The sequence below is a fragment of the Streptomyces griseicoloratus genome (assembly GCF_014534645.1).
GTDB classification, from domain to species: Bacteria; Actinomycetota; Actinomycetes; order Streptomycetales; family Streptomycetaceae; genus Streptomyces; species Streptomyces griseicoloratus.
Genome location: NZ_JACVQF010000225.1, coordinates 43160 through 64506, shown reverse-complemented (window position 1 = coordinate 64506; position 21347 = coordinate 43160). Strand labels below are relative to the sequence as shown.

21 protein-coding genes are annotated in these 21347 nt (G+C 72.1%); 16 read left to right on the top strand and 5 right to left on the bottom strand.

The features are described from left to right. Nucleotides 1-77 precede the first annotated feature (77 nt). From H0H10_RS32695 to H0H10_RS32650, 10 genes are all read left to right on the top strand, one after another. Entirely contained in the window at nt 78-1535 is a 1458-nt protein-coding gene (locus tag H0H10_RS32695) for a menaquinone biosynthesis decarboxylase (RefSeq protein ID WP_188184791.1), read from the top strand. After that, nucleotides 1532-2437, top strand: a complete 906-nt coding sequence (gene mqnP, locus H0H10_RS32690; RefSeq protein ID WP_188184790.1) for a menaquinone biosynthesis prenyltransferase MqnP — start codon at nt 1532-1534, stop codon at nt 2435-2437. The genes H0H10_RS32695 and mqnP overlap by 4 nt, the downstream gene beginning before the upstream one ends. A gap of 56 nt (nt 2438-2493) precedes the next feature. Next, the gene (locus H0H10_RS32685; protein WP_188184789.1) at nt 2494-3168 is read left to right on the top strand and encodes a UbiX family flavin prenyltransferase; all 675 of its coding nucleotides are present in this window, start codon (nt 2494-2496) and stop codon (nt 3166-3168) included. An 85-nt stretch (nt 3169-3253) separates the two neighbouring features. Beyond that, a complete protein-coding gene (locus tag H0H10_RS32680; protein WP_188184788.1) occupies nt 3254-3709 on the top strand; it encodes an Lrp/AsnC family transcriptional regulator in 456 nt (151 codons plus the stop codon). 49 nt (nt 3710-3758) lie between these two features. Further along, nucleotides 3759-4922: an aminofutalosine synthase MqnE gene (gene mqnE, locus H0H10_RS32675; RefSeq protein ID WP_188184787.1), complete on the top strand. Its 1164-nt coding sequence runs from the start codon at nt 3759-3761 to the stop codon at nt 4920-4922. Between the two features lie 109 nt (nt 4923-5031). After that, nucleotides 5032-5685 (top strand): UdgX family uracil-DNA binding protein, encoded by a 654-nt coding sequence (locus H0H10_RS32670; RefSeq protein ID WP_188184786.1) that lies wholly within the window; start codon nt 5032-5034, stop codon nt 5683-5685. A 16-nt stretch (nt 5686-5701) separates the two neighbouring features. Continuing rightward, the gene (locus H0H10_RS32665; RefSeq protein ID WP_188184785.1) at nt 5702-6226 is read left to right on the top strand and encodes a GNAT family N-acetyltransferase; all 525 of its coding nucleotides are present in this window, start codon (nt 5702-5704) and stop codon (nt 6224-6226) included. A 107-nt stretch (nt 6227-6333) separates the two neighbouring features. Beyond that, the gene (locus H0H10_RS32660) at nt 6334-6633 is read left to right on the top strand and encodes a DUF4229 domain-containing protein (RefSeq protein ID WP_188184784.1); all 300 of its coding nucleotides are present in this window, start codon (nt 6334-6336) and stop codon (nt 6631-6633) included. A 312-nt stretch (nt 6634-6945) separates the two neighbouring features. Continuing rightward, on the top strand, nt 6946-8280 hold the full coding sequence (locus H0H10_RS32655; protein ID WP_188184830.1) for a dicarboxylate/amino acid:cation symporter: 1335 nt from the start codon (nt 6946-6948) through the stop codon (nt 8278-8280). A gap of 126 nt (nt 8281-8406) precedes the next feature. After that, entirely contained in the window at nt 8407-9081 is a 675-nt protein-coding gene (locus H0H10_RS32650) for a TetR/AcrR family transcriptional regulator (RefSeq protein WP_188184783.1), read from the top strand. Here H0H10_RS32650 and H0H10_RS32645 read toward each other — a convergent pair. Then, on the bottom strand, nt 9069-9905 hold the full coding sequence (locus tag H0H10_RS32645; RefSeq protein ID WP_188184782.1) for a MaoC family dehydratase: 837 nt from the start codon (nt 9903-9905) through the stop codon (nt 9069-9071). The genes H0H10_RS32650 and H0H10_RS32645 overlap by 13 nt on opposite strands. 331 nt (nt 9906-10236) lie before the next feature. Here H0H10_RS32645 and H0H10_RS32640 point away from each other — a divergent pair, with 331 nt between their 5' ends. Beyond that, nucleotides 10237-12165 carry an AMP-dependent synthetase/ligase gene (locus H0H10_RS32640; RefSeq protein ID WP_188184781.1) on the top strand — a complete coding sequence of 643 codons (1929 nt, stop codon included), beginning with the start codon at nt 10237-10239 and terminating at the stop codon, nt 12163-12165. A gap of 12 nt (nt 12166-12177) precedes the next feature. Here H0H10_RS32640 and H0H10_RS32635 read toward each other — a convergent pair whose 3' ends face one another. The 3 genes from H0H10_RS32635 to H0H10_RS32625 are packed head-to-tail and all read right to left on the bottom strand — an operon-like array spanning nt 12178 to nt 13884. Further along, complete coding sequence (locus H0H10_RS32635; protein WP_188184780.1) at nt 12178-12822, bottom strand: class I SAM-dependent DNA methyltransferase; 645 nt, start codon at nt 12820-12822, stop codon at nt 12178-12180. 37 nt (nt 12823-12859) lie between these two features. Further along, nucleotides 12860-13174 (bottom strand): AzlD domain-containing protein, encoded by a 315-nt coding sequence (locus tag H0H10_RS32630; RefSeq protein WP_188184779.1) that lies wholly within the window; start codon nt 13172-13174, stop codon nt 12860-12862. Next, nucleotides 13171-13884, bottom strand: coding sequence for an AzlC family ABC transporter permease (locus tag H0H10_RS32625; RefSeq protein WP_188184778.1), 714 nt, complete (start codon nt 13882-13884; stop codon nt 13171-13173). The genes H0H10_RS32630 and H0H10_RS32625 overlap by 4 nt, the downstream gene beginning before the upstream one ends. A 69-nt stretch (nt 13885-13953) precedes the next feature. On the opposite strand from H0H10_RS32625, the gene H0H10_RS32620 reads away from it, so the two are divergent. Then, nucleotides 13954-14526, top strand: a complete 573-nt coding sequence (locus H0H10_RS32620; protein WP_188184777.1) for a helix-turn-helix domain-containing protein — start codon at nt 13954-13956, stop codon at nt 14524-14526. Between the two features lie 125 nt (nt 14527-14651). Here the strand turns inward: H0H10_RS32620 and H0H10_RS32615 are convergent, their stop codons facing one another. Then, nucleotides 14652-14855: a cold-shock protein gene (locus tag H0H10_RS32615; RefSeq protein ID WP_004984723.1), complete on the bottom strand. Its 204-nt coding sequence runs from the start codon at nt 14853-14855 to the stop codon at nt 14652-14654. 287 nt (nt 14856-15142) lie between these two features. Between H0H10_RS32615 and H0H10_RS32610 the strand changes: the two genes are divergently transcribed. From H0H10_RS32610 to H0H10_RS32595, 4 genes are all read left to right on the top strand, one after another. After that, nucleotides 15143-15991 (top strand): menaquinone biosynthetic enzyme MqnA/MqnD family protein, encoded by an 849-nt coding sequence (locus tag H0H10_RS32610; protein ID WP_188184776.1) that lies wholly within the window; start codon nt 15143-15145, stop codon nt 15989-15991. Nucleotides 15992-16087: 96 nt separating this feature from the next. Then, nucleotides 16088-17986: a serine/threonine-protein kinase gene (locus H0H10_RS32605; protein ID WP_188184775.1), complete on the top strand. Its 1899-nt coding sequence runs from the start codon at nt 16088-16090 to the stop codon at nt 17984-17986. Nucleotides 17987-18128: 142 nt separating this feature from the next. After that, entirely contained in the window at nt 18129-20483 is a 2355-nt protein-coding gene (locus tag H0H10_RS32600; protein WP_188184774.1) for a serine/threonine-protein kinase, read from the top strand. An 8-nt stretch (nt 20484-20491) separates the two neighbouring features. Continuing rightward, on the top strand, nt 20492-21277 hold the full coding sequence (locus tag H0H10_RS32595) for a prepilin peptidase (protein WP_188184773.1): 786 nt from the start codon (nt 20492-20494) through the stop codon (nt 21275-21277). Nucleotides 21278-21347: the final 70 nt, after the last annotated feature.

Here is a 21347-nt window from a genome sequence, read left to right as displayed (position 1 = left end):
AACGGAAGCAGTGGGCGATACAGGTCGATACAGGGTCGGTACGGGGCCAGCGTAGCCGCTCGGGGATACTGGACCGCATGGCTTACGACGATCTTCGCTCCCTGCTCAGGGCGCTGGAGCGCGAGGGCGACCTCAAGCGCATCAAGGCCGAGGTGGACCCGTATCTGGAGGTCGGGGAGATCGTCGACCGGGTGAACAAGTCCGGTGGCCCCGCCCTCCTCTTCGAGAACGTGAAGGGCTCCTCCATGCCCCTCGCGATGAACGTCTTCGGGACCGACCGGCGCCTGCTGAAGGCCCTCGGCCTGAAGTCGTACGGCGACATCTCCGACAAGATCGGCGGGCTGCTCAAGCCCGAGCTGCCGCACGGCTTCGTCGGGATGCGGGAGGCCTTCGGCAAGCTCGGCGCGATGACGCACGTACCGCCGAAGAAGGTGAAGTCCGAGAACGCGCCCGTGCAGGAGGTCGTCCTGCACGGCGACGACGTCGACCTCGACCGGCTGCCCGCTCTCTTCACCTGGCCCCAGGACGGCGGCGCCTTCTTCAACCTGGGACTCACCCACACCAAGGACCCCGAGACGGGCATCCGCAACCTGGGCCTGTACCGGCTCCAGCGCCACGACAAGCGCACCATCGGCATGCACTGGCAGATCCACAAGGACAGCCGGAACCACTACCAGGTGGCGGCCCGGCGCGGCGAGCGGCTGCCCGTCGCCATCGCCTTCGGCTGCCCGCCGGCCGTGACGTACGCCTCCACCGCGCCGCTCCCCGGTGACATCGACGAGTACCTGTTCGCCGGGTTCCTGCAGGGCAAGCGGGTCGAGATGGTCGACTGCAAGACCGTGCCGCTCCAGGTGCCCGCCAACGCCGAGGTCGTGCTGGAGGGCTGGCTGGAGCCCGGCGAGATGCTGCCGGAGGGTCCGTTCGGTGACCACACCGGCTTCTACACGCCCCAGGAGCCCTTCCCGGCGCTGAAGATCGACTGCGTGACGATGCGGAAGCGCCCGCTGCTCCAGTCGATCGTCGTCGGGCGTCCGCCGACCGAGGACGGGCCGCTGGGCCGCGCCACCGAGCGCTTCTTCCTGCCGCTCCTGAAGATCATCGTCCCGGACATCGTGGACTACCACCTCCCGGAGGCGGGCGGCTTCCACAACTGTGCGATCGTGTCGATCGACAAGAAGTACCCCAAACACGCCCAGAAGGTGATGCACGCCATCTGGGGCGCGCACATGATGTCCCTGACCAAGCTGATCGTGGTCGTCGACTCCGACTGCGACGTGCACGACCTGCACGAGGTCGCCTGGCGCGCGCTCGGCAACACCGACTACGCCCGTGACCTCACGGTCGTCGAGGGCCCCGTCGACCACCTCGACCACGCCTCCTACCAGCAGTTCTGGGGCGGCAAGGCGGGCATCGACGCCACGAAGAAGTGGCCCGAGGAGGGGTACACGCGAGACGGCGGCTGGCCGGACATGGTGCTGTCCGACCCGGAGACGGCGGCGAAGGTCGACCGCCGCTGGAAGGAGTACGGACTGTGACGTCGGCTTCCGCCGCGCTGCCGCAGCAGCCGGGGCGCACGAGGGCGTTCCTGCGCCTGGTGATGATCGAGCACTCGGTCTTCGCGCTGCCCTTCGCCTACATCGCCTCCCTCACCGCGATGTTCCAGTGGGACGAGAACATCCACTGGGGCCGGCTGCTGCTGGTCACCGTCGCCATGGTCGGCCTGCGCACCTTCGCGATGGCGGTCAACCGGATCATCGACCGCGAGATCGACGCCCGCAACCCGCGCACCGCCCACCGCGAGCTGGTCACCGGCGCGATGTCGGTCCGGCACGCCTGGACCGGCGCGCTGATCGCCCTCGTCGTCTTCCTCGGCGCGGCGGCCCTGCTCAACCCGCTCTGCCTCGCCCTCGCGCCCGTCGCGGTCATCCCGATGGTGGTGTATCCGTACGGCAAGCGGTTCACGAACTTCCCGCAGGCCATCCTCGGACTCGCCCAGGCGATGGGCCCGGTCGGCGGCTGGCTGGCGATCAGCGGCAGCTGGTCCTGGGACGCGGTGATCCTCGGCCTCGCGGTCGGCATCTGGATCGGCGGCTTCGACCTGATCTACGCCTGCCAGGACGTCGAGACCGACCGGGAGGTCGGCGTCATGTCGGTGCCGGCCCGCTTCGGCATCCCGGCGGCCATCTGGGGCGCGCGGGCGTGCCACACGGTGACCACGGCCCTGTTCGTCTGGTACGCCGTCGCGACCGGCGCCGGTGCCTTCTTCTGGCTCGGCCTGCTGATCGTGGCGGGCGCGTTCGTGTACGAGCACAGCATCGTGCGGCCGAACGACCTGTCCCGGCTGAACCGGGCGTTCTTCAGCGTCAACGGCTTCATCGGGATCGCCCTGTTCGTGTGCGCGCTGCTGGACCTGCTGGTTCGGGGCCTGACGGTGTAGCCCGGAGGCGGTGGACCGGTCCTGAGGTCTGCCGCGTCCGCCGGTAGGCTCAAGATGTGAACCCAGGAGAAGCGCAGCGTACGCCTTGGATCGTGGGGGTCTCCGGAGCATCCGGCACGCCCTACGCCGCCGCAGTCCTGCGCGCGCTCCTCGCCGCGGGCGAGGACGTCGACCTGGTGGTCAGCCGGGCCTCGCGGCTCACCCTGCTCGACGAGACCGGCATCTCCTTCCGTGACGCACACTGGCGGGACGACCTGAGCGCATGGCTGGCGCGCGGGGCCGACGGAAAGCCGGGGACGTTCGACGTCGACGTCTCGGGCGTACGGCACTGGAGCGCGGGCGACCTCGCGGCCGGGCCGTCCTCGGGGTCGTACCCCGCCAAGGGCATGCTGATCGTGCCCGCGTCGACGGCCTGCGTGGCGGGTGTCGCGCTCGGGCTGTCGAAGGACCTGTTGCAGCGGTCGGCGAGCGTGACCCTGAAGGAGGGGCGCAAGCTGGTCGTGGCCGTGCGGGAGACCCCGCTGGACGGCCGCACGCTGCGGAACCTGGTGACGCTGGACGACGCGGGCGCGACCGTGGTGCCCGCCTCGCCGGCCTTCTACGCGGGGGCGACGCACATCCAGGACCTGGTGGACTTCGTCGCCGGACGCGTACTCGACGCGGCGGGCGTCGAGCACCGCCTCTACCGCCGCTGGCGCGGCGAGATCGGCGGCGGCTCCCGTCCCGACTGACGCAGCACCCGAGCACCACCTCCCCCCACACGTTTCAGGAACTCTCCAGACCTCTCAGAACTCTTCAGCGGAAGGCTTCGATCGCATGGACGCGGTGGACAGGCAGCTCATCCAGGCCCTGAGGGAGAACGGCCGGGCCTCCTACGCCGAGCTGGGACGCCTCGTCGGCCTGTCGGGACCGAGCGTCACCGACCGCATCAACCGGCTGGAGGCGGCCGGTGTCATCACCGGCTACCGGGCCACCGTGGACGCCGCCTCCCTCGGGCTCGGCGTCACCGCCCTGATCGGCATCTCGCTCTCCGACGCCGCCGACCACGAGGACGTGGCGCAGCGGCTGAAGGACCTGCGGGAGATCGAGGACTGCTGGTTCATCGCCGGCGACGACTCCTTCATGCTCAAGGTGCGCGCGACCGACGTGGACGGCCTGGAGCGGATCATCCGGCGCCTGTCCGGCACGAAGGGCGTCTCCCGGACCCGCACCACGATCGTGCTCTCCACCAAGTGGGAGAACCGGGTGGGAGAGCTGCCGGAAGAAGTCTGACCGGCTGGGCGTACGGTTTACGGAGTCTGTCTCAGAAAGAGGTATCGGCATGGACGTCGGGCTCAAGCGCGAGCTGGAGGAGAAGGTCCGCTCCGGTGAGCGGCTGACCCGCGAGGACGGCATCGCGCTGTACGAGTCGGACGACCTGGCCTGGCTCGGCGGCCTCGCGCACGAGGTGCGGACGCGGAAGAACGGCGACGTCGTCCACTTCAACGTCAACCGTCACCTCAACATGACGAACGTGTGCACCGCGTCCTGCGCCTACTGCTCCTTCCAGCGCAAGCCGGGCGAGAAGGACGCGTACACGATGCGCATCGAGGAGGCCGTCAAGCTCGCCAAGGCGATGGAGGCGGAGAACCTCACCGAGCTGCACATCGTCAACGGGCTGCACCCGAACCTGCCGTGGCGCTACTACCCGCGCTCGCTGCGGGAGCTGAAGGCCGCCCTGCCGGGCGTCTCGCTGAAGGCGTTCACCGCCACCGAGATCCACCACTTCGAGACCATCTCCGGGCTGTCCGCCTCCGAGATCCTGGACGAGCTGATCGACGCCGGGCTGGAGTCCCTGACCGGCGGCGGCGCCGAGATCTTCGACTGGGAGGTGCGGCAGCACATCGTCGACCACCGCACCCACTGGGAGGACTGGTCGCGCATCCACCGGCTGGCGCACGAGAAGGGCCTGAAGACCCCGTGCACCATGCTCTACGGTCACATCGAGGAGCCGCGCCACCGCGTCGACCACGTGCTGCGGCTGCGCGAGCTGCAGGACGAGACGAACGGCTTCCAGGTCTTCATCCCGCTGCGCTACCAGCACGACTTCGTCGACATGAAGGACGGGAAGATCCGCAACCGCCTCCAGGCGCGCACGCAGATGGCGACCGGCGCCGAGGCCCTGAAGACCTTCGCGGTCTCGCGGCTGCTCTTCGACAACGTCCCGCACGTCAAGGTCTTCTGGGTCATGCACGGCGTCCAGACGGCCCAACTGGCCCTCCAGCACGGCGCCGACGACATGGACGGCTCGGTCGTCGAGTACAAGATCACGCACGACGCCGACAACTACGGCACGCCGAACAAGCTCACCCGCGAGGACCTGCTGGAGCTGATCCGCGACGCGGGCTTCCGGCCGGTGGAGCGCAACACGCGGTACGAGATCATCCGGGAGTACGAGGGTCCCGACCCGGCGCGCCGGGAGTCGCCGCAGCCGATGCGGGTCTGAAGGGGTTCCGCCCCTTCGGCCCCGGCCAGGGGGCTCCGCCCCCTGGACCCCCGGCCTGTGCCCACCCACCACCCGACTCGGTAGGTGAAAAGCGGGGTACCCGGCGGCCGTGAACCCGAGAACAGCCTCCCCCGAGGACCAGTACACCGCCGAACCCTTCGTCCCCGGCGGCGCCGACCTCCCCGCCCTGCGCGAGGCCGCCGCCGGCTGCCGGGGATGCCCCCTGCACCGGGACGCCACGCAGACCGTCTTCGGGGCCGGGAACCCGCACGGCCGCGTCATGCTCGTCGGCGAGCAGCCCGGCGACCAGGAGGACCGCAAGGGCAGGCCCTTCGTCGGTCCCGCCGGGAAACTGCTCGACCGGGCGCTGGCCGAGGCCGGCATCGACCCCGCCGAGGCGTATCTCACCAACGCGGTCAAGCACTTCAAGTTCACGCAGGCCGAGCCGCGCAAGCGGCGGATCCACAAGGCGCCCACGCTGCGGGAGATGACGGCCTGCGGTCCGTGGCTGGCCGCCGAACTGGCCCTGGTGGAACCGGAGCTGATCGTGGTGCTCGGCGCCACGGCGGGCAAGGCGCTGCTGGGGTCGTCGTTCCGGGTCACCGAGGTCCGCGGCACGGTGCTGGAGACCGAGATCCACGGACGTCCGGAGCGGCTGGTGCCCACGGTGCACCCCTCGGCGGTGCTGCGGGCGGACGACCGGGAGGGCGCCTACCGAGGGCTCGTCTCGGATCTCAAGACGGCGGCCCAAGCTCTGGCGTAATAGGTACCATGGCGCTGTGCCGCTTACTTTCACGTTCGAACCCGCCATCTCCCCCGACCTGCGCGACGGCATTCTCGACCTGTGGACCGACGTCACCAACGCGGGCGGCTCCGTGGGCTTCGTGCCGCCCGTGACGCGGGAGGACATACGTCCCGAGCTGGTCAGGCACATGGTGGCCATGGCGGAGGGGCGTACCCGGCTGCTCGTCGGGCACGACGAGGAGGGCCGGGTGGCGGCCACCGCGTTCCTCGCCCTGAACACGCACCGCCTGATGACCCACTGGCTGTGGCTGTACACGGTGATGGTGCATCCGCGCCACCAGGGCCGGGGCTACGGCCGGGACCTGATGGCCACCGCCGCGGACGCCGCCCGCGGCCTCGACGGCATCGAGGCGATACGCCTCACCTGCCGCGGCGGCCTCGGCCTGGAGGACTTCTACGCCTCCTGCGGCTACAAGGAGGTCGGCCGGGTGCCGGAGGCGATCCGTGTCGCGCCGGGCGACGACCGGGACGACATCACCATGCTGCTGCCGCTGCTCTGACGCGGCGCCGTACCCCCCGGCTGCGGGATGCGGGCCCCGGCGTGCTTCACTGGACGGTGCCCCTTTGGGTACGTTCTGGCCTCCCCGAAACGGAAGAGTGGATTGCGATGCTCCGCTACACGCTGATGCGCCTCGGGATCTTCGTGGGCTGCCTCGTGGTCGTCTGGGGCCTCGTCTACGCCGGCGTGTTCCCACGCGGGCTCGGCGACTCCAACGGCATGTGGATCATCCTGCTCGCCCTGCTGATCTCGGCCCCGATCAGCTTCGTGGCGCTGCGGGGGGAGCGGGACCGGGCCTCGGTGCAGGTCGTGCAGCGCGTGGACCGCATGAAGGCCAACCTGGAGGCCAGCCGCAGCCAGGAGGACGTGGTCGACGACGCCGCCCGCGCCCAGGGCCAGACCTCGTAAGCTTCCTCACAGACGCGACCGCCCCGGTCTCCGGATCACCCGGAAACCGGGGCACTTTGCGTTTTACGGGAGAAAGCGGTGTCCCACCTCTCAAAGTCAGGCTATGGGACTCCCAAAGCAATGGTGTTAAAGTCGTGTGCATGATGCCAGCAGCCGCGCCCGCCACACCGCCGAGCCTCGGGCTCGTGGCGCGCCTGCACGTGGACCTCTGTCGGTGCGCGTCCGCGACCTGTCGCCCCTGACGTCCTTCCCTCCGCCGTCCTCCACGTCAGCCCCTGCGCGTCCGTCCCCGCGTCCCGTCCCCTACGGAGTCTGTCCGTGTCCGCGAACACGAAGTCCGCGACGCCCGCCAAGGCGTCCTCCAAGTTGCCGAAGGTGCCCTTCTGGGCCCAGATAATCGCCGGTCTCGTGCTGGGCGTCCTGCTGGGCTGGCTGGCCCGCAGCCAGGACCTGTCCTGGCTCGTGACGACCCTGGAGAAGATCGGCGACACCTTCATAGGCCTGCTGAAGCTGGCCGTCGCCCCGCTCGTCTTCTTCGCGATCCTCGTCTCGATCACCAACCTGCGGAAGGTCAACAACGCGGCCCGCCTGGCGTCCCGCACCCTTCTGTGGTTCATGATCACGTCGCTGATCGCGGTGGCCATCGGCCTCGTCATCGGCCTGGTCACCAACCCCGGCGCCGGCACCGGCCTCACGCCGGCGGACGGTGCGAAGCCCGAGCACACCGGCTCCTGGATCGACTTCCTCACCGGCATCGTGCCGACCGACGTGATCACGCCGTTCACCGAGCTGAACGTGCTCCAGATCGTCTTCATGGCCGCCGTCGCCGGTATCGCCGCCCTCCAGCTCGGCGAGAAGGCCCAGCCGATCCTGAACCTGAGCGAGTCCGTCCTCGAACTCCTCCAGAAGGCCCTGTGGTGGGTCATCCGCCTGGCCCCGCTCGGCACCGTCGGCCTCATCGGCAAGGCGATCGCCACCTACGGCTGGGACCTGATCGGCAAGTACGCCACCTTCACCGCCGACATCTACGTCGGCTGCGCGATCGTCCTGTTCGTGGTCTACCCGGCGCTGCTGGCGACCGTCGCCAAGGCCAACCCGCTGCAGTTCTTCAAGGGCGCCTGGCCCGCGATCCAGCTGGCCTTCGTCTCCCGCTCGTCGGTCGGCACCATGCCGCTGACCCAGAAGGTCACCGAGCGCCTCGGCGTGCCGAAGGAGTACGCGTCCTTCGCGGTGCCGTTCGGCGCGACGACCAAGATGGACGGCTGCGCCGCCATCTACCCGGCGATCGCCGCGATCTTCGTCGCGCAGATCTTCGACATCCAGCTGAACGTCGGCGACTACCTGCTGATCGCCTTCGTCTCGGTGGTCGGCTCCGCCGCCACGGCCGGTCTCACCGGCGCGACGGTCATGCTGACGCTCACCCTGTCCACGCTGGGCCTGCCCATGGAGGGCGTCGGTCTGCTCCTCGCGATCGACCCGATCCTGGACATGATGCGCACCGCGACCAACGTCGCCGGCCAGGCGCTGGTGCCGGTCCTCGTCTCGGCCCGCGAGGGCTTGCTGGACCGCAAGGCGTACGACGAGGCGCACAGCTCGCCGATCGACGAGCCGGAGCGGGAGCCCGAGCGGGTGCCGGTCGCGGCCTAGGCGCCGTACCCCGAAGCATCCCGGACCCCGCCCACCGACACCGGTGGGCGGGGTTCGCCGTGTGCGGCCGACACCCCCGCCACCGGCGGTCCGGGCCACGGCCGCACGGACCGTACGCTGATGCGCATGGGTGTTGGGAAGACCAAGCGGATGCCGCGTGCGGTCCGTGAGCAGCAGATGCTGGACGCCGCCGTGCGCACCTTCGGACAACGCGGGTACATGGCGGCGTCGATGGACGAGATCGCCGAACTCGCGGGCGTGTCCAAGCCGCTGGTGTACCTGTACCTGAACTCCAAGGAAGACCTCTTCACCGCGTGCATCCGCCGTGAGGCGCGGGCCCTCACCGAGGCCGTCCGCGCCGGTGTCCGCCCCGGTCTGCCGGCCGACGGACAGCTCTGGTCCGGGCTGCGGGCGTTCTTCACGCACACCGCCCGCAACCCGGACGGCTGGGCGGTGCTGCACCTCCAGGCCCGCACCCACGGCGAGCGGTTCGCCGCCGAGGTCGCGGCGATGCGGGAGGAGATCGTCGCGTTCGTGACGCAGCTGATCGCGGCCGCCGCCCGCGAGGCGCACCGCGACCCGGACCTGCCCGAGCGGGAGGTCGCCGGACTGGCCGAGGCCCTGGTCGGCGCCGCCGAGTCACTGGCCGACTGGGCCAACGCGACGCCCGGTGTCACGGCGAAGCAGGCGGCGGCGACCCTGATGAACTTCGCCTGGGCGGGCCTCGGCGACCTCATGGCGGGCAGCCCCTGGCCGGCGCCGGAGGAGTCCGAGGAGGAGCCGGTGGCTCAGGCCGGGTAGACGCTCCCGGTCAGGTGGACCCGGCCGCGCGCGTCGAGCAGTTCGAACCGCCCGCCCTCCGCGCCGTAGGTCACCGTCCCCGGCAGCAGCACCGGCGCCCGGAACTCGGCCCGCACCGCGACCGCCTGTGGCGTCCCGTGCTCGGCGAGGCACCGGGCCACGGTCCACATGCCGTGCGCGACGGCCCGGGGGAAGCCGAAGGGGCGGGCGGTGAGCGGGTGCAGGTGGATGGGGTTCCGGTCGCCGGACGCGGCACCGTACCGCCGTCCGAGTCCGCCGTCGAGCCGCCACTCGGCACGGGCGGGCAGCGGCGCGTGCTCCTGCCGGGCGGCACCGGCGCAGGCCCGCCCGTCCGTGCGGTGCCGCGCCAGATACGTGCTCCGCGACTCCCATACGACGTCCCCGCCGGACCGCATCCGCGTCACGACCGCGGCCTCGGTGCCGCGCCGGTGCGGCACCAGCGCGTCGATGTGCACGGTGAGGCCGTACTCCCCGTCCGCGGGGAGGGCGGCCCGCCGGGTGAGGGCGATCGACGTGTGGACGAGGCCGAGCAGCGGCAGCGGGAAGTCCCGGCCGCTCATCAGGCGCATGGCCGTCGGAAAGCCGAGCACGTGCGGGTACGTCGGCGGCAGCGTGCCCGCTCCGGCGGGGAATCCGCACACCCGCTCGTAGGCGGACAGCCGCGCGGGGTCCGCGCGCAGGCGGGGCAGCTCCAGCCGGGTGCGGGGGAAGTCCGCGTCCGGGCGGGGCCGTTTGAAGGGCGACAGCAGGGCGCCGCGCGCGAGCAGCGGCGCCAGGGCGGGGGAGCGCGTCAGCGTGGCCATGTTCTGTCTCCCCCACGGTCGGGTCCTGCGCGCCCGTGCCCGCACGGGCTTACTGTGGAGTAATGTTACCGCAGGTAACGCACATCGCGCCGACGGAGGCGCATACCGGAAGGAACGTGACCTACCCGCAGGTAACCCCCGAGACTGCACAGCCCTGGCGCGGGACCGACCCGGAACCCGCACGAACTCCCCACCTCAACCCCGTAGCATCCCGTTCCTGACCGCCGGTAACCCCCCTTGTCCCCGGGGCCGGCGCTGAACGCCTCGGCGCGCGAGGCACGTACGTCATGCAGCAGAGCAGTGTCGCCGCTGCACGTCCCAGGAGCCGCCCGTGTCCACCCCGCTTCCCTCCTTCGCCGCCTCCGCCGCGTTCGCCGACGCTCCCGCCCCCACCCTCGTGGAGCCCGAGACGCGGCGCCTGGACGGGGCCGTACGGGAGGCGTACGTACCGCCCTTCGCCCCGCCGGTGCGCCACGGCTCCCTCGCGGACCTGCCGTTCGACAACGCGCAGGCGGTCCCGGACCGGGTGGTGCTCAGCCGCAGGCTGCCGGACGGCACCTGGGCGGACGTGACGGCGGCGGAGTTCGCCGGCCAGGTGCTGGCCGTGGCCAAGGGGATGATCGGCGAGGGCCTGATGCCGGGCGACCGCGTGGCGATCATGGCCCGTACGACCTACGAGTGGACGCTCCTCGACTTCGCCGCCTGGGCCGCCGGCCTGGTGACCGTCCCCGTCTACCCGACCTCCTCCCTCTTCCAGACCCGCTGGATCCTCCAGGACTCCGGCGCGGTCACCCTGGTCACCGAGACGTCCGCCCAGGCCGCCGCCATCGGGCCCGAACTCGAACACCTCCCCGACCTGCGGCACCTGTGGGTCATGGAGAGCGGCCACGTGGACCGCCTGGCCGAACTGGGCGCGCACGTGCCGGACGCCGAAGTGGCCGTGCGCCGCGGCATGCTGAGCCCCAGCACGCTCGCCACCCTCATCTACACCTCCGGCACGACGGGCCGCCCGAAGGGCTGTGCGCTGACCCACGGCAACTTCTTCGCCGAGGTGGACAACGCCATCGAGCTGCTCTACCCGGTCTTCCGGGCGAGGACCGGCGAGGAGCCCTCGATCCTGCTCTTCCTGCCGATGTCCCACGTCTTCGGCCGCATGGTCGCCATCGCCTGCGTCCGCGCCCGGGTCCGCCTCGGCCACGCCCCGAGCCTGAAGGCGGACGACCTGCTCCCCGACCTCGCGGCCTTCCGGCCGACCTGCCTGCTGACCATCCCGTACATGCTGGAGAAGGTCTTCAACGCGGCCCGCGCCAAGGCCGAGTCGGGCGGCCGGGGCGCCGTCTACGACCGCGCGGTCTCGGTGGCCGTGCGGTACGGGGAGGCGCTGGAGGCCCAGCACGCCGGGACGGGCAGCGGCCCCGGCCGCGCCCTGAAGACCCAGCGCGCCTTCTACGACCCCCTCGTCTACCGCAAGATCCGGAACGCGATGGGCGGCCGCGTCCGCTACGCCATCTGCGGCGGCTCCCCGCTCGGCCGCCGCCTGGCCGCCTTCTACGCCGGGGCCGGCATCGAGATCTTCGAGGGCTACGGCCTGACGGAGACCACCGGGGCCGCGACGGTCACGCCCCCGCTGAGACCGCGCCTGGGGACGGTGGGCTGGCCCCTGCCGGGCACCCGCATCCGGATCGCCGCGGACGGCGAGATCCTGATCGCCGGGGACCAGGTCCTGCACGGCTACTGGGACCCGCAGGCGGGCGGCGTGGTCTCCGCCGCCCCCGACGGCTGGCTCGCCACCGGCGACCTGGGCAGCCTGGACGACGAGGGCTATCTGACGATCACCGGCCGCAAGAAGGAACTGCTGATCACGGCGGGCGGCAAGAGCGTGGCCCCCGCCCCGCTGGAGGACTGGCTCCGCGCCCACCCCCTGATCTCCCAGTGCATGGTGCTCGGCGACCGCCGCCCCTACGTCACGGCCCTGCTCACCCTCGACCCCGACGGCATCACCCACTGGCGCCGCATGAACGGCAAGCACCCGGTGCCGCCGGAGCTCCTGACCGACGACGAGGAGGTGCGGGCACTGCTCGCACGGGCGGTCGAGGAGGCCAACAAGCTGGTCTCCCGCCCGGAGTCCATCCGCCGCTTCGCCGTCCTCCCCAGGGACTTCACGGAGGAGGACGGCCACCTGACCCCGTCGATGAAACTCCGACGCGATGTGATCATGCGGGACTTCGCCGACGAGGTGGAGCGGCTGTACGAGGGGTAGCCGGGGCCGGCCTCAGCGGCGGGCGATCAGACACGCCTGCGGGACCTTCGAGGAGGTGTCCTCCTCCTGCACGCGCACCGTCCGCGACAGCACGGTGAAACCGGCCCGTTCCAGCAGCTCCGCCATCCGCTCCGGCCGCCGCCGCTCGAAGTCCAGGGACACCGGGTGGCCGAAGGGCCGGTCGAGGCGGAGGGGTTCGTCGCCGACCTGGAAGGCGAGGAGCAGGTGCCCGCCCGGCGCCAGCACGCGCCGCATCTCCCCGAAGAGGTCCGGCATCCGCTCCCACGGGATGTGGATGGACGAGTAGTAGGAGACCGCGCCCGCGAGCGCGCCGTCGGGCAGGTCCAGCTCCAGCATGGAGCCCTGCTCGAAGCGCAGGCCCGGGTTCTCCCGGCGGGCGATCGCGACCATCGACGCGGACAGGTCGAGGCCGAAGACGCGCAGGCCGAGCGAGGCGAGGTGGGCGGTGACCCGCCCCGGTCCGCAGCCGAGGTCGGCCACCTCCCCCTCGGGTCCCACCAGTTCGGCGAAGGCGGCCAGCAGCGCGCGGTCCAGCGGGGCGGCGTCCAGCGCGGTGCGGAAGCGGTCGGCGTAGTCCTCGGCGATGGCGTCGTAGAAGGTCCGGGTCGTGTCCAGGAATCCGGTGTCGTCGGTCATGGCGCGGACCCTAACGGCACCCACCGACAATGGCGTCTCATTCCAGCCCCGCCGCCCGGAGCGCCGCCGTCACCGCCGCCGCACCCAGCACCACCACCACGAACGGCGCCCGCCGCCACGCCAGTACGCCACCCGCCAGCACCCCCGCCGGACGCGCCCAGCCGGCGAAGCCCCCGCCCTCCGTCAGCGCGCCCGTCGCCAGCAGCGCGACCAGCAGGACCACCGCACCGGCGGACAGCAGTTCCTGTGCCCGTGCCGGGAGGGTGACCCGTCCGTGCAGCACCGGGCCGACCAGGCGGAAGGCGTACGTCCCGACCGCCAGCACCAGGATCACGGCGACCGTCGCGCTCATGCCGACCGCTTCCGTCCCCGCGTCCCGTACAGGAACAGTCCGGCCAGCGCCACCAGCACCGGTACCCCAGGCGGCACGGCGGGCGTCACCGCCAGGGCCAGCGCGGCCCCGGGCAGCGCGGCCCGGCGCAGGCCGGCGTCCTCGCGCAGGGCGGGCAGGACCAGGGCGACGAGGACGGCGGGGAAGGCCGCGTCCAGGCCGTACGTCGCCGTCTCGCCGAGCGCGCTCCCGGCCAGCGCCCCGAGCAGGACGCCCGCGTTCCACACCACGAACAGGGCGATGCCCGACAGCCAGAACGCCGCCCGGCGCCGCGCCGGGTCGGACTGGGCGAGCGCGAACGCCACCGTCTCGTCGGTGACCAGATGGGCGCCCAGCAGCCGGGCCACCCGGCCCCGGCCGATGGTCTCCGCGACCGCCAGGCTGAAGGCCGCCGTACGGGTGTTCAGCAGCAGGCCCGTGGCCGCGGCGGCGACCGGACCGCCGCCGGCCAGGAGCACACCGACCGCGCTGAACTGGGCGGAGCCCGCGTACACGACCAGCGACATCACCACCGGCACCCACACCGGCAGGCCGCCGGCCACGGTGATCGCCCCGAACGACACGCCGACGATGCCGCCGGCGACGCTGACGAGGGCCACGTCTCTGAGCAGTGCGGGGTCCTGGGCCGGCCGGTCGGGCGGCCCGGATCGGGTTCGCTGTGTCGAACGCATGTTTTCTACAATGAACAGAGCGCACCCTGTTCGTCAAGGCGAACGATCGTACCTGTGGAGCGAACGCCCATGACAGACCGGACCGAACGGCCCTCCCGCCTGCCCCTCGACTGGATCGCCGCGTCCCTGCGCCGTGAGCGCACACGGGCCGGGCTGTCCCTGTCCGAGCTGGCCAAGCGGGCCGGCATCGCGAAGTCGACGCTGTCGCAGCTGGAGACGGCCGGCGGCAATCCGAGTGTGGAGACGCTGTGGGCGCTGGCGGTGGCGCTGGGCGTGCCGTTCAGCGCGCTCGTGGAGCCGCCGGCGCCCGCGGTACGGGTGATCCGGGCGGGAGAGGGGCCCGAGGTCGCGTCCGAGCAGGCCAACTACGTGGCCACGCTGCTGTCCTCCAGTCCGCCCGGCGCGCGGCGGGACATCTACCACCTGCGGGCCGAGCCGGGTGCCGCACGGGAATCCGAGCCCCATATTCCGGGAACGGTCGAGCACCTGATCGTCGCCACCGGGCGCGTCAAGGCGGGCCCGCGCGGGGAAAGCGTGGAACTGGGGCCCGGTGACTACATGACCTACCGCGGGGACGTGCCGCACGCGTACGAGGCGATGGTGCCGGGCACGTCGTTCGTGCTGATCATGCAGCACGTATGAGCGGTGTGCGAGAGGAATTCACCAAGAATTCAGAAACGCTCCGGAATGCGTGGGTGAGGCATTCCGGGAAAGGGCAGGAGCCCCGTCGCCGAAACGGCGCGGGGCTCCTTGGGTACTGCTGTCAATCAGACAGGAGTGACATTCTCCGCCTGCGGGCCCTTCGGGCCCTGCGTGACGTCGAAGGACACCTGCTGGTTCTCCTCGAGGGACCGGAAGCCGGTCGCGTTGATCGCGGAGTAGTGGACGAAGACGTCGGGGCCGCCGCCTTCCTGGGCGATGAAACCAAAGCCCTTTTCGGCGTTGAACCACTTCACGGTTCCGGTAGCCATAAGCCCTCCTTGGGCTCAAAGGGTTGCCCTGCTCCAGAACCAGCAAGTGTGAAGACCAATTCCGCACAACTGCATATGTCTGAGAATGACGAGAGCCCGCGGTCACATGCTCCGCAGGCTCTGTACTGCAAGGGAAACCAAACTGCAACTTGCTGTGAGCCTAGCACGGGGGCCCCCGAAAGCAACAGAGGTCAAGATCACTTCACCCGAATGTTTGAACAGATGCGCCGTCCGGCCGACACCGGGTCGGCGCAGGGCGGGCGTCGGGCGAGGGCTAGCCTCACGATGTGGACAATTCTCGCACCCGGCCGCGCGTCGGCCACATCCAGTTCCTGAACTGCCTGCCCCTCTACTGGGGGCTCGCGAGAACGGGCACGCTCCTCGACTTCGAGCTGACCAAGGACACCCCGGAGAAGCTCAGCGAGCAGCTGGTGCAGGGAGACCTCGACATCGGGCCGGTCACCCTGGTCGAGTTCCTCAAGCACGCCGACCGACTGGTCGCCTTCCCCGACATCGCCGTCGGCTGCGACGGCCCGGTGATGAGCTGCGTGATCGTCTCGCAGGTCCCGCTGGAGCGGCTGGACGGCGCCCGGGTCGCCCTCGGGTCGACCTCGCGCACCTCCGTCCGCCTCGCCCAGCTGCTGCTCGCCGAGCGCTTCGGCGTCCAGCCCGACTACTACACCTGCCCGCCGGACCTGAGCCTGATGATGCAGGAGGCCGACGCGGCCGTCCTCATCGGCGACGCGGCGCTGCGCGCCAACATGCTCGACGGGCCGCGCTTCGGCCTCGACGTGCACGACCTGGGCGCGCTGTGGAAGGAGTGGACGGGCCTGCCGTTCGTCTTCGCGGTCTGGGCGGCCCGGCGCGACTACCTGGAGCGTGAGCCGGTCATCACGCGCAAGGTGCACGAGGCGTTCCTCGCCTCCCGCAACCTCTCCCTGGAAGAGGTCGGCAAGGTCGCCGAGCAGGCGGCCCGCTGGGAGGCGTTCGACGAGAAGACCCTGGAGCAGTACTTCACGACCCTCGACTTCCGCTTCGGCGCGCCGCAGCTGGAGGCGGTCACCGAGTTCGCCCGCCGCGTCGGCCCGACCACGGGCTTCCCGGCGGACGTGAAGGTGGACCTGCTGGAGCCCTGATCCGTATGGGGTGCTTTTCCGTACGGGGGCCTTTCGCGGGCGGCCCACTACCCTGCTGGCAGGTACCGGCAGGCGTACGGGGGAGGGGTGGACGCCATGCGGCCGCTCGAAGTCGACGAACCCACCGCCGTGGGTCCCTACCGGCTGCTCGGCCGGCTGGGCTCCGGCGGCATGGGCCGGGTCTACCTGGGCCGCAGCGCCGGTGGCCGCACGGTCGCCGTGAAGATCGTGCACCCGCACTTCGCGCTCGACGAGGAGTTCCGGGCCCGTTTCCGGCGCGAGGTGGCGGCCGCGCGCCGGGTCGGCGGCGCCTGGACCGCGCCCGTCCTGGACGCCGACCCCGAGGCGCGGGTGCCGTGGGTCGCCACGGCGTACGCGGCCGGCCCCTCCCTGGCGTCGGCGGTCGCGGACGGCGGCCCGCTGCCCGCCCACTCGGTACGGGCGCTGGGCGCGGGCCTGGGCGAGGCACTGGCGGCCGTGCACGAACTGGGCCTGGTGCACCGGGACGTCAAGCCCTCCAACGTCCTGCTGACCCTCGACGGCCCCCTCCTGATCGACTTCGGCATCGCCCGCGCCACGGACGGCACCGCCTCCCTGACCTCCACGGGCGTGTCGATCGGCTCGCCCGGCTACATGTCGCCCGAGCAGATCCTGGGCAAGGGGGTGACGGGCGCGGCCGACGTGTTCTCGCTCGGTGCCGTCCTCGCCTTCGCCGCGACCGGCGAGCCGCCCTTCCCCGGGGACTCCTCGGCCGCGCTGCTGTACAAGGTCGTCCACGAGGAGCCGGAGATCGCCGGGCTCGACGGCGAGCTGCGGGAACTGGTGCGGGCGTGCCTGGCCAAGGACCCCGGCGCCCGTCCCACGCCCGCCGAGGTCGCCCGGCGGCTGGCCCCCGAGGGCGCGGCCCGCCTCGTCGCGGGCGGCTGGCTGCCGGGGGCGCTGGTGGAGCAGGTCAGCCGCAGCGCCGTACGGCTGCTGAACCTGGAGGCGGCGGGGGAGGGGGCGCCTTCGGGGCCCGTGGGGTTCAGCAGTCCGTCGGTGGGGGTTCCGGAGACGGCGGCCGGTGAATTCGGACCACCACCGGCCATGCCGGGGCCTGCGGCGCCGGTGCCGGGGTCTGCGGCGCCTGTCTCTGGGCCCGCGGCGTCCGTACCGGGGTCTGGGGCGCCTGTGTCGGGCCCTGGGGCGCCCGTACCTGGGCCTGGGGCGCCTCTGTCGGCTTCTGGGGCGCCCGTACCCGGTCCTGCGGCTCCCGTACCCGGGCCTGCGGCACCTGTGCCGGGACATGCGCCCGGCTCCGGACATGCGCCCGGCTCCGGGTATGCGCCCGCGCCCGTCCCCACGTCCGTCCCCGGCCCTCGCGACGGGCAGTCGCACGAGCCGACGCTGGTCCCCGGCCGGGCGCCCGGCAAGTTCTCCGTCTCCGTGGCGGCCGCCTCCACGGCGGGGAGTGGGGGACGCGGCCGGCGGCTCAGCTGCACCGTGGCTCTCGCGGTCGCGGGGGCGCTGGCCGCGGTGACCGTCGGCTCGGTCTTCGTCTTCGACCTGCTGCCGGGCACCAGCCGGGACACCGCGGGCGGGGCCGACCACTCCCCGTCGGCGAGCGCCCCCTCCGATGCCGGGGCGGGCGGCGGCGAGGAGCGCACCGTCCCCTCGGCCTACCTCGGCACCTGGGAGGGCCAGGCCGTCGCCCGTGACGGCAACCTGCCGATGGGCACCTTCCGGCTGACCGTCCGTCAGGCAGAGGTCGGCGAGAAGATCGGCACCATGCGCCACACCGACCTGATCGGCGGCACGTGCGACGACGTACTGACGCTGAAGCAGGTGTCGGGAAAGCAGCTCGTCGCGACCGCCACCGGCGTGGACGGCAACCGAGGCGTGTGCGTCCAGACCTCGCACACCGTCCGCCTCACCCCCGTCGGCGACGACCTGCGCTACGAGTCCGACAGCAAGGGGTCGGGCCGGCCGGAGGCACGGATGTCGAAGATCAAGTAACCGGCGGGGCGCCTGGTGACGGCGATTGCGCCCCAGCCCCTTCGAACTCCCCGACAACACCCGTCACTTACTGTGTTGCGACAGCGAACACCCTCGCACGAGCCCGGCGCTCGTGAACGCGCCACGACGGAGAAGGCCCGCCATGGAGACACTGCACCCGGACGATCCGCACGAGTTGGGCAGCTACCGATTGCTGCGAAGACTCGGCGCCGGCGGCATGGGCCGTGTGTACCTGGCCCGTTCGCCCGGCGGGCGGACGGTCGCCGTGAAGGTGGTGCGCCCCGATCTGGCGGCGGACGGCGGCTTCCGCAGCCGATTCCGGCAGGAGGTGGAGACGGCGAGGGCGGTCTCCGGCCGGTTCACGGCCCCCGTCGTGGACGCCGACCCGGACGCGGCGCTGCCGTGGCTGGCGACGTCTTACGTCCTCGGACCCGACCTCGCGGACGTGGTCGACGCGCACGGCGCGCTGCCGGAGCACACGGTCCGGGCACTGGCCGCCGGGCTCGCGGCGGCGCTTCAGGACGTCCATGCGGCGGGCCTCGTCCACCGTGACCTGAAGCCCTCGAACGTGCTGCTGGCCGCCGACGGGCCGCGCGTCATCGACTTCGGCATCGCGCGGGCGGTGGACGGAAACCGCATGACGCAGACCGGAGTCGTGGTCGGTTCGCCCGGTTTCATGTCGCCGGAGCAGGCGATGGGCAAGGACGTCGGCACGGCGGGGGACGTCTTCTCGCTGGGGACCGTCCTCGCCTTCGCGGCGACCGCGCGGAGCGCCTTCGGCGACGGCGCCGCCTCGCACGCGTCGCTGCTCTACCAGATCGTGCACGGAGAGCCCGACCTGACCGGCGTACCCGCGTCCCTGCTCGGGCTGGTCCGCGCCTGCCTGATGAAGGACCCGGCGCAGCGGCCGGCGCCCTCGGAGATCGTGGCGGCACTGGCTCCGCACGGCATCGACGCCGCCCTGCACGACTGGCTGCCGTCGGCGGTGGCGTCGACGATCGCGACGCATGCCGCGGGCATCCTGGACCTCGAAGCCCCCGGGGCCGCGACCTCCTTCGGCCCGGCCCCGGCGATGCCGGCCGCGACACCGCCGCCCGGAACACCCGGGTACGGCACACCGCCCGGCGGCACTCCGGCGTCGCCGTACGGAACACCGCCCGGCGGCACGCCCGCGTCGCCGTACGGCACGCCCCCGGGCGGCACTCCGGCCGCCGGTCAGGGCCCCGGCACGCAGCTTCCCGGCACGGTCCGGCTCGGCGCGGACGGGACGTCCGCCCCCCGCCGCTCCCGGCGCCGGGTGCTCGGCCTGGCGCTGGGCGGAGCCGCCGCCGTCGTGGCGGTCGGCGGCGGTGCCGCGTGGGTGTTCGCCTCCGGCGACGACGCCTCCGACACGCCGGCGGGCGGTCGGGGCAGGGGCGGTTCGGCCGGACCGGCCGACGAGCACTTCACAACCCCGCCCGCCGGTGTGGCGCCCCAGCCGCTGTGGCACGAGTCGGCCGCGGAGGACAGCACGACCACCGGCGTACCGCTGCTCACGCACGAGGGACTGCTGCTGGTCAGCGGCGACCCGCTCGTGGCGTACGACGTGAAGACGGGCAAGGCGCGCTGGTCCAAGCCCGGCGTCTGCCGCCCCGGTGCCCAGCTCCTCTTCCACGGCGGCAAGGTGTTCCTGGCCGACGGCGACTACGACGGCGTCCTGGTCGCCTACGACGTCAGGACCGGCGAGGAGGCATGGCGCAGCCGCCTCGGCAAGCAGCTGTCCGTCGAGGACACGATCGCCATCGACGACGACAACGTGTACGTCACGGCGACCGACTACGGCCAGTCGCAGAGCGCCACCAAGTACCGCACGGCCGTCGCGGCCATCAGCCACACCACCGGCAGGAAGGTGTGGCTCCAGCACCGGGACTGGGGGACCAAGGACTACGACGTCCAGGGCACGGTCTCGGGCAGGTACCTGGTCTACGCCGACTCGAACTTCAACCTCACCGCCCGGGACACCGCGACCGGCGGCCAGTTGTGGACGAAGAAGATCGGCGACGACTGGTCCTGGCGGCCCACGGTCGCGAACGGCCTGGTCTTCCTGCCGGGGGAGAAGCTGACGGCCGTCGACGCGGACACGGGCCGTACCGTCTGGACGCTGTCCCCCAACGGCCGCCGGGGCTTCGGCAATCCGACGGTCGTCGACGGCGTCCTTTACACCAGCGACCACGACGACGGCGTGTGGGCCGTGGACGTGAAGACCGGTGAGCGGGTGTGGCTGTGCGACGAGTTGGACGTCGAGGGCCCGGAGACGTTCCTGCGGGCCGGGGCGACGCTGTACGGGGCCACCGGATCCCTGGACGGCGGCATCGTGGCCCTGGAGGCCCGGACCGGCAAGTTCCGCTGGGTCTACAGCGACAACAAGACGGTGGGCGAGCCGTGGCAGGTCGCCCTCTCCGGGAACCGGCTGCTGGTGACGCACGGTCATGAGATCTACGCGCTGCCCGCCGTGTGAGGTGCCGGATGAGCATCGAGCTGCTGGTGGTGGCCGTCGCCGCGCTGTGGGGTGCGGCGGCGGGGGCGGTGCTGCCGCGGGCCGCGTACCGGTTCTCCGCCCCGGCCGGTGAGGACTGGCGGGACCGGTGCCCGGGCGGGCACCCGGTCCCGGGATGGCTCGGCCGGGCGCGGTGCGGGCAGTGCACGGCGGACCGTGCGGCAGGCGGTGACGCGCCCGGCGTACCGCTCGGCGCGCCGCGCGTCCCGGAGTACGGGCCCGGCACGGCCGCCCTCGCCACCGTCACCGCCCTCGTCTGCGCCGTCCTCGCCGCCGCCACCGGAACCCGGCCGGAGCTGGCCGTCTGGCTGCTGCTCGCGCCCGTCGGCGTGCTGCTGGCCCACGTCGACCTCAGGGTGCGGCGGCTGCCCGACCCCCTCACCCTGCCGCTCGCCGGTGCCGCCCTCGCCCTGCTGGGCCTGGCCGCGCTGGTGCCCGAGCACGCCGGGGAGTGGACCACCGCCCTGCTGGGCGCCCTCGCGCTGGGCGCCGGGTACTTCGTGCTGTGGTTCGTCAACCCGGACGGCATGGGCTTCGGCGACGTCAAGCTGGCACTCGGGGCGGGCGCCGTCCTCGGCTGGTACGGCTGGCCGACGCTGATGCTGGGCGCCTTCGCCGGGTTCCTGCTCGGCGCGCTGTACGGCGGCGCGCTCGTCGTGGCGGGGCGGATCGGTCGCGGCACCTCCCTCGCGTTCGGGCCGTTCCTCATCACGGGCGCGTACCTCGGCCTGCTGACCGGCGCGTACACGGCCTGACCGCGATCCCGAAAACCCGCTGTCGTAGGCTGGTCGGGTCCGTCCACAACCCTTACGAACCTTTGCGAAA

Coding starts and splice junctions, on each gene's coding strand:
- H0H10_RS32695 (WP_188184791.1), top strand. CDS start 78: ATGGCTTACGACGATCTTCGCTCCCTGCTCAGGGCGCTGGAGCGCGAG.
- H0H10_RS32680 (WP_188184788.1), top strand. CDS start 3,254: ATGGACGCGGTGGACAGGCAGCTCATCCAGGCCCTGAGGGAGAACGGC.
- mqnE (WP_188184787.1), top strand. CDS start 3,759: ATGGACGTCGGGCTCAAGCGCGAGCTGGAGGAGAAGGTCCGCTCCGGT.
- H0H10_RS32660 (WP_188184784.1), top strand. CDS start 6,334: ATGCTCCGCTACACGCTGATGCGCCTCGGGATCTTCGTGGGCTGCCTC.
- H0H10_RS32650 (WP_188184783.1), top strand. CDS start 8,407: ATGGGTGTTGGGAAGACCAAGCGGATGCCGCGTGCGGTCCGTGAGCAG.
- H0H10_RS32645 (WP_188184782.1), bottom strand. CDS start 9,905: ATGGCCACGCTGACGCGCTCCCCCGCCCTGGCGCCGCTGCTCGCGCGC.
- H0H10_RS32635 (WP_188184780.1), bottom strand. CDS start 12,822: ATGACCGACGACACCGGATTCCTGGACACGACCCGGACCTTCTACGAC.
- H0H10_RS32630 (WP_188184779.1), bottom strand. CDS start 13,174: ATGAGCGCGACGGTCGCCGTGATCCTGGTGCTGGCGGTCGGGACGTAC.
- H0H10_RS32625 (WP_188184778.1), bottom strand. CDS start 13,884: ATGCGTTCGACACAGCGAACCCGATCCGGGCCGCCCGACCGGCCGGCC.
- H0H10_RS32620 (WP_188184777.1), top strand. CDS start 13,954: ATGACAGACCGGACCGAACGGCCCTCCCGCCTGCCCCTCGACTGGATC.
- H0H10_RS32615 (WP_004984723.1), bottom strand. CDS start 14,855: ATGGCTACCGGAACCGTGAAGTGGTTCAACGCCGAAAAGGGCTTTGGT.
- H0H10_RS32605 (WP_188184775.1), top strand. CDS start 16,088: ATGCGGCCGCTCGAAGTCGACGAACCCACCGCCGTGGGTCCCTACCGG.
- H0H10_RS32600 (WP_188184774.1), top strand. CDS start 18,129: ATGGAGACACTGCACCCGGACGATCCGCACGAGTTGGGCAGCTACCGA.
- H0H10_RS32595 (WP_188184773.1), top strand. CDS start 20,492: ATGAGCATCGAGCTGCTGGTGGTGGCCGTCGCCGCGCTGTGGGGTGCG.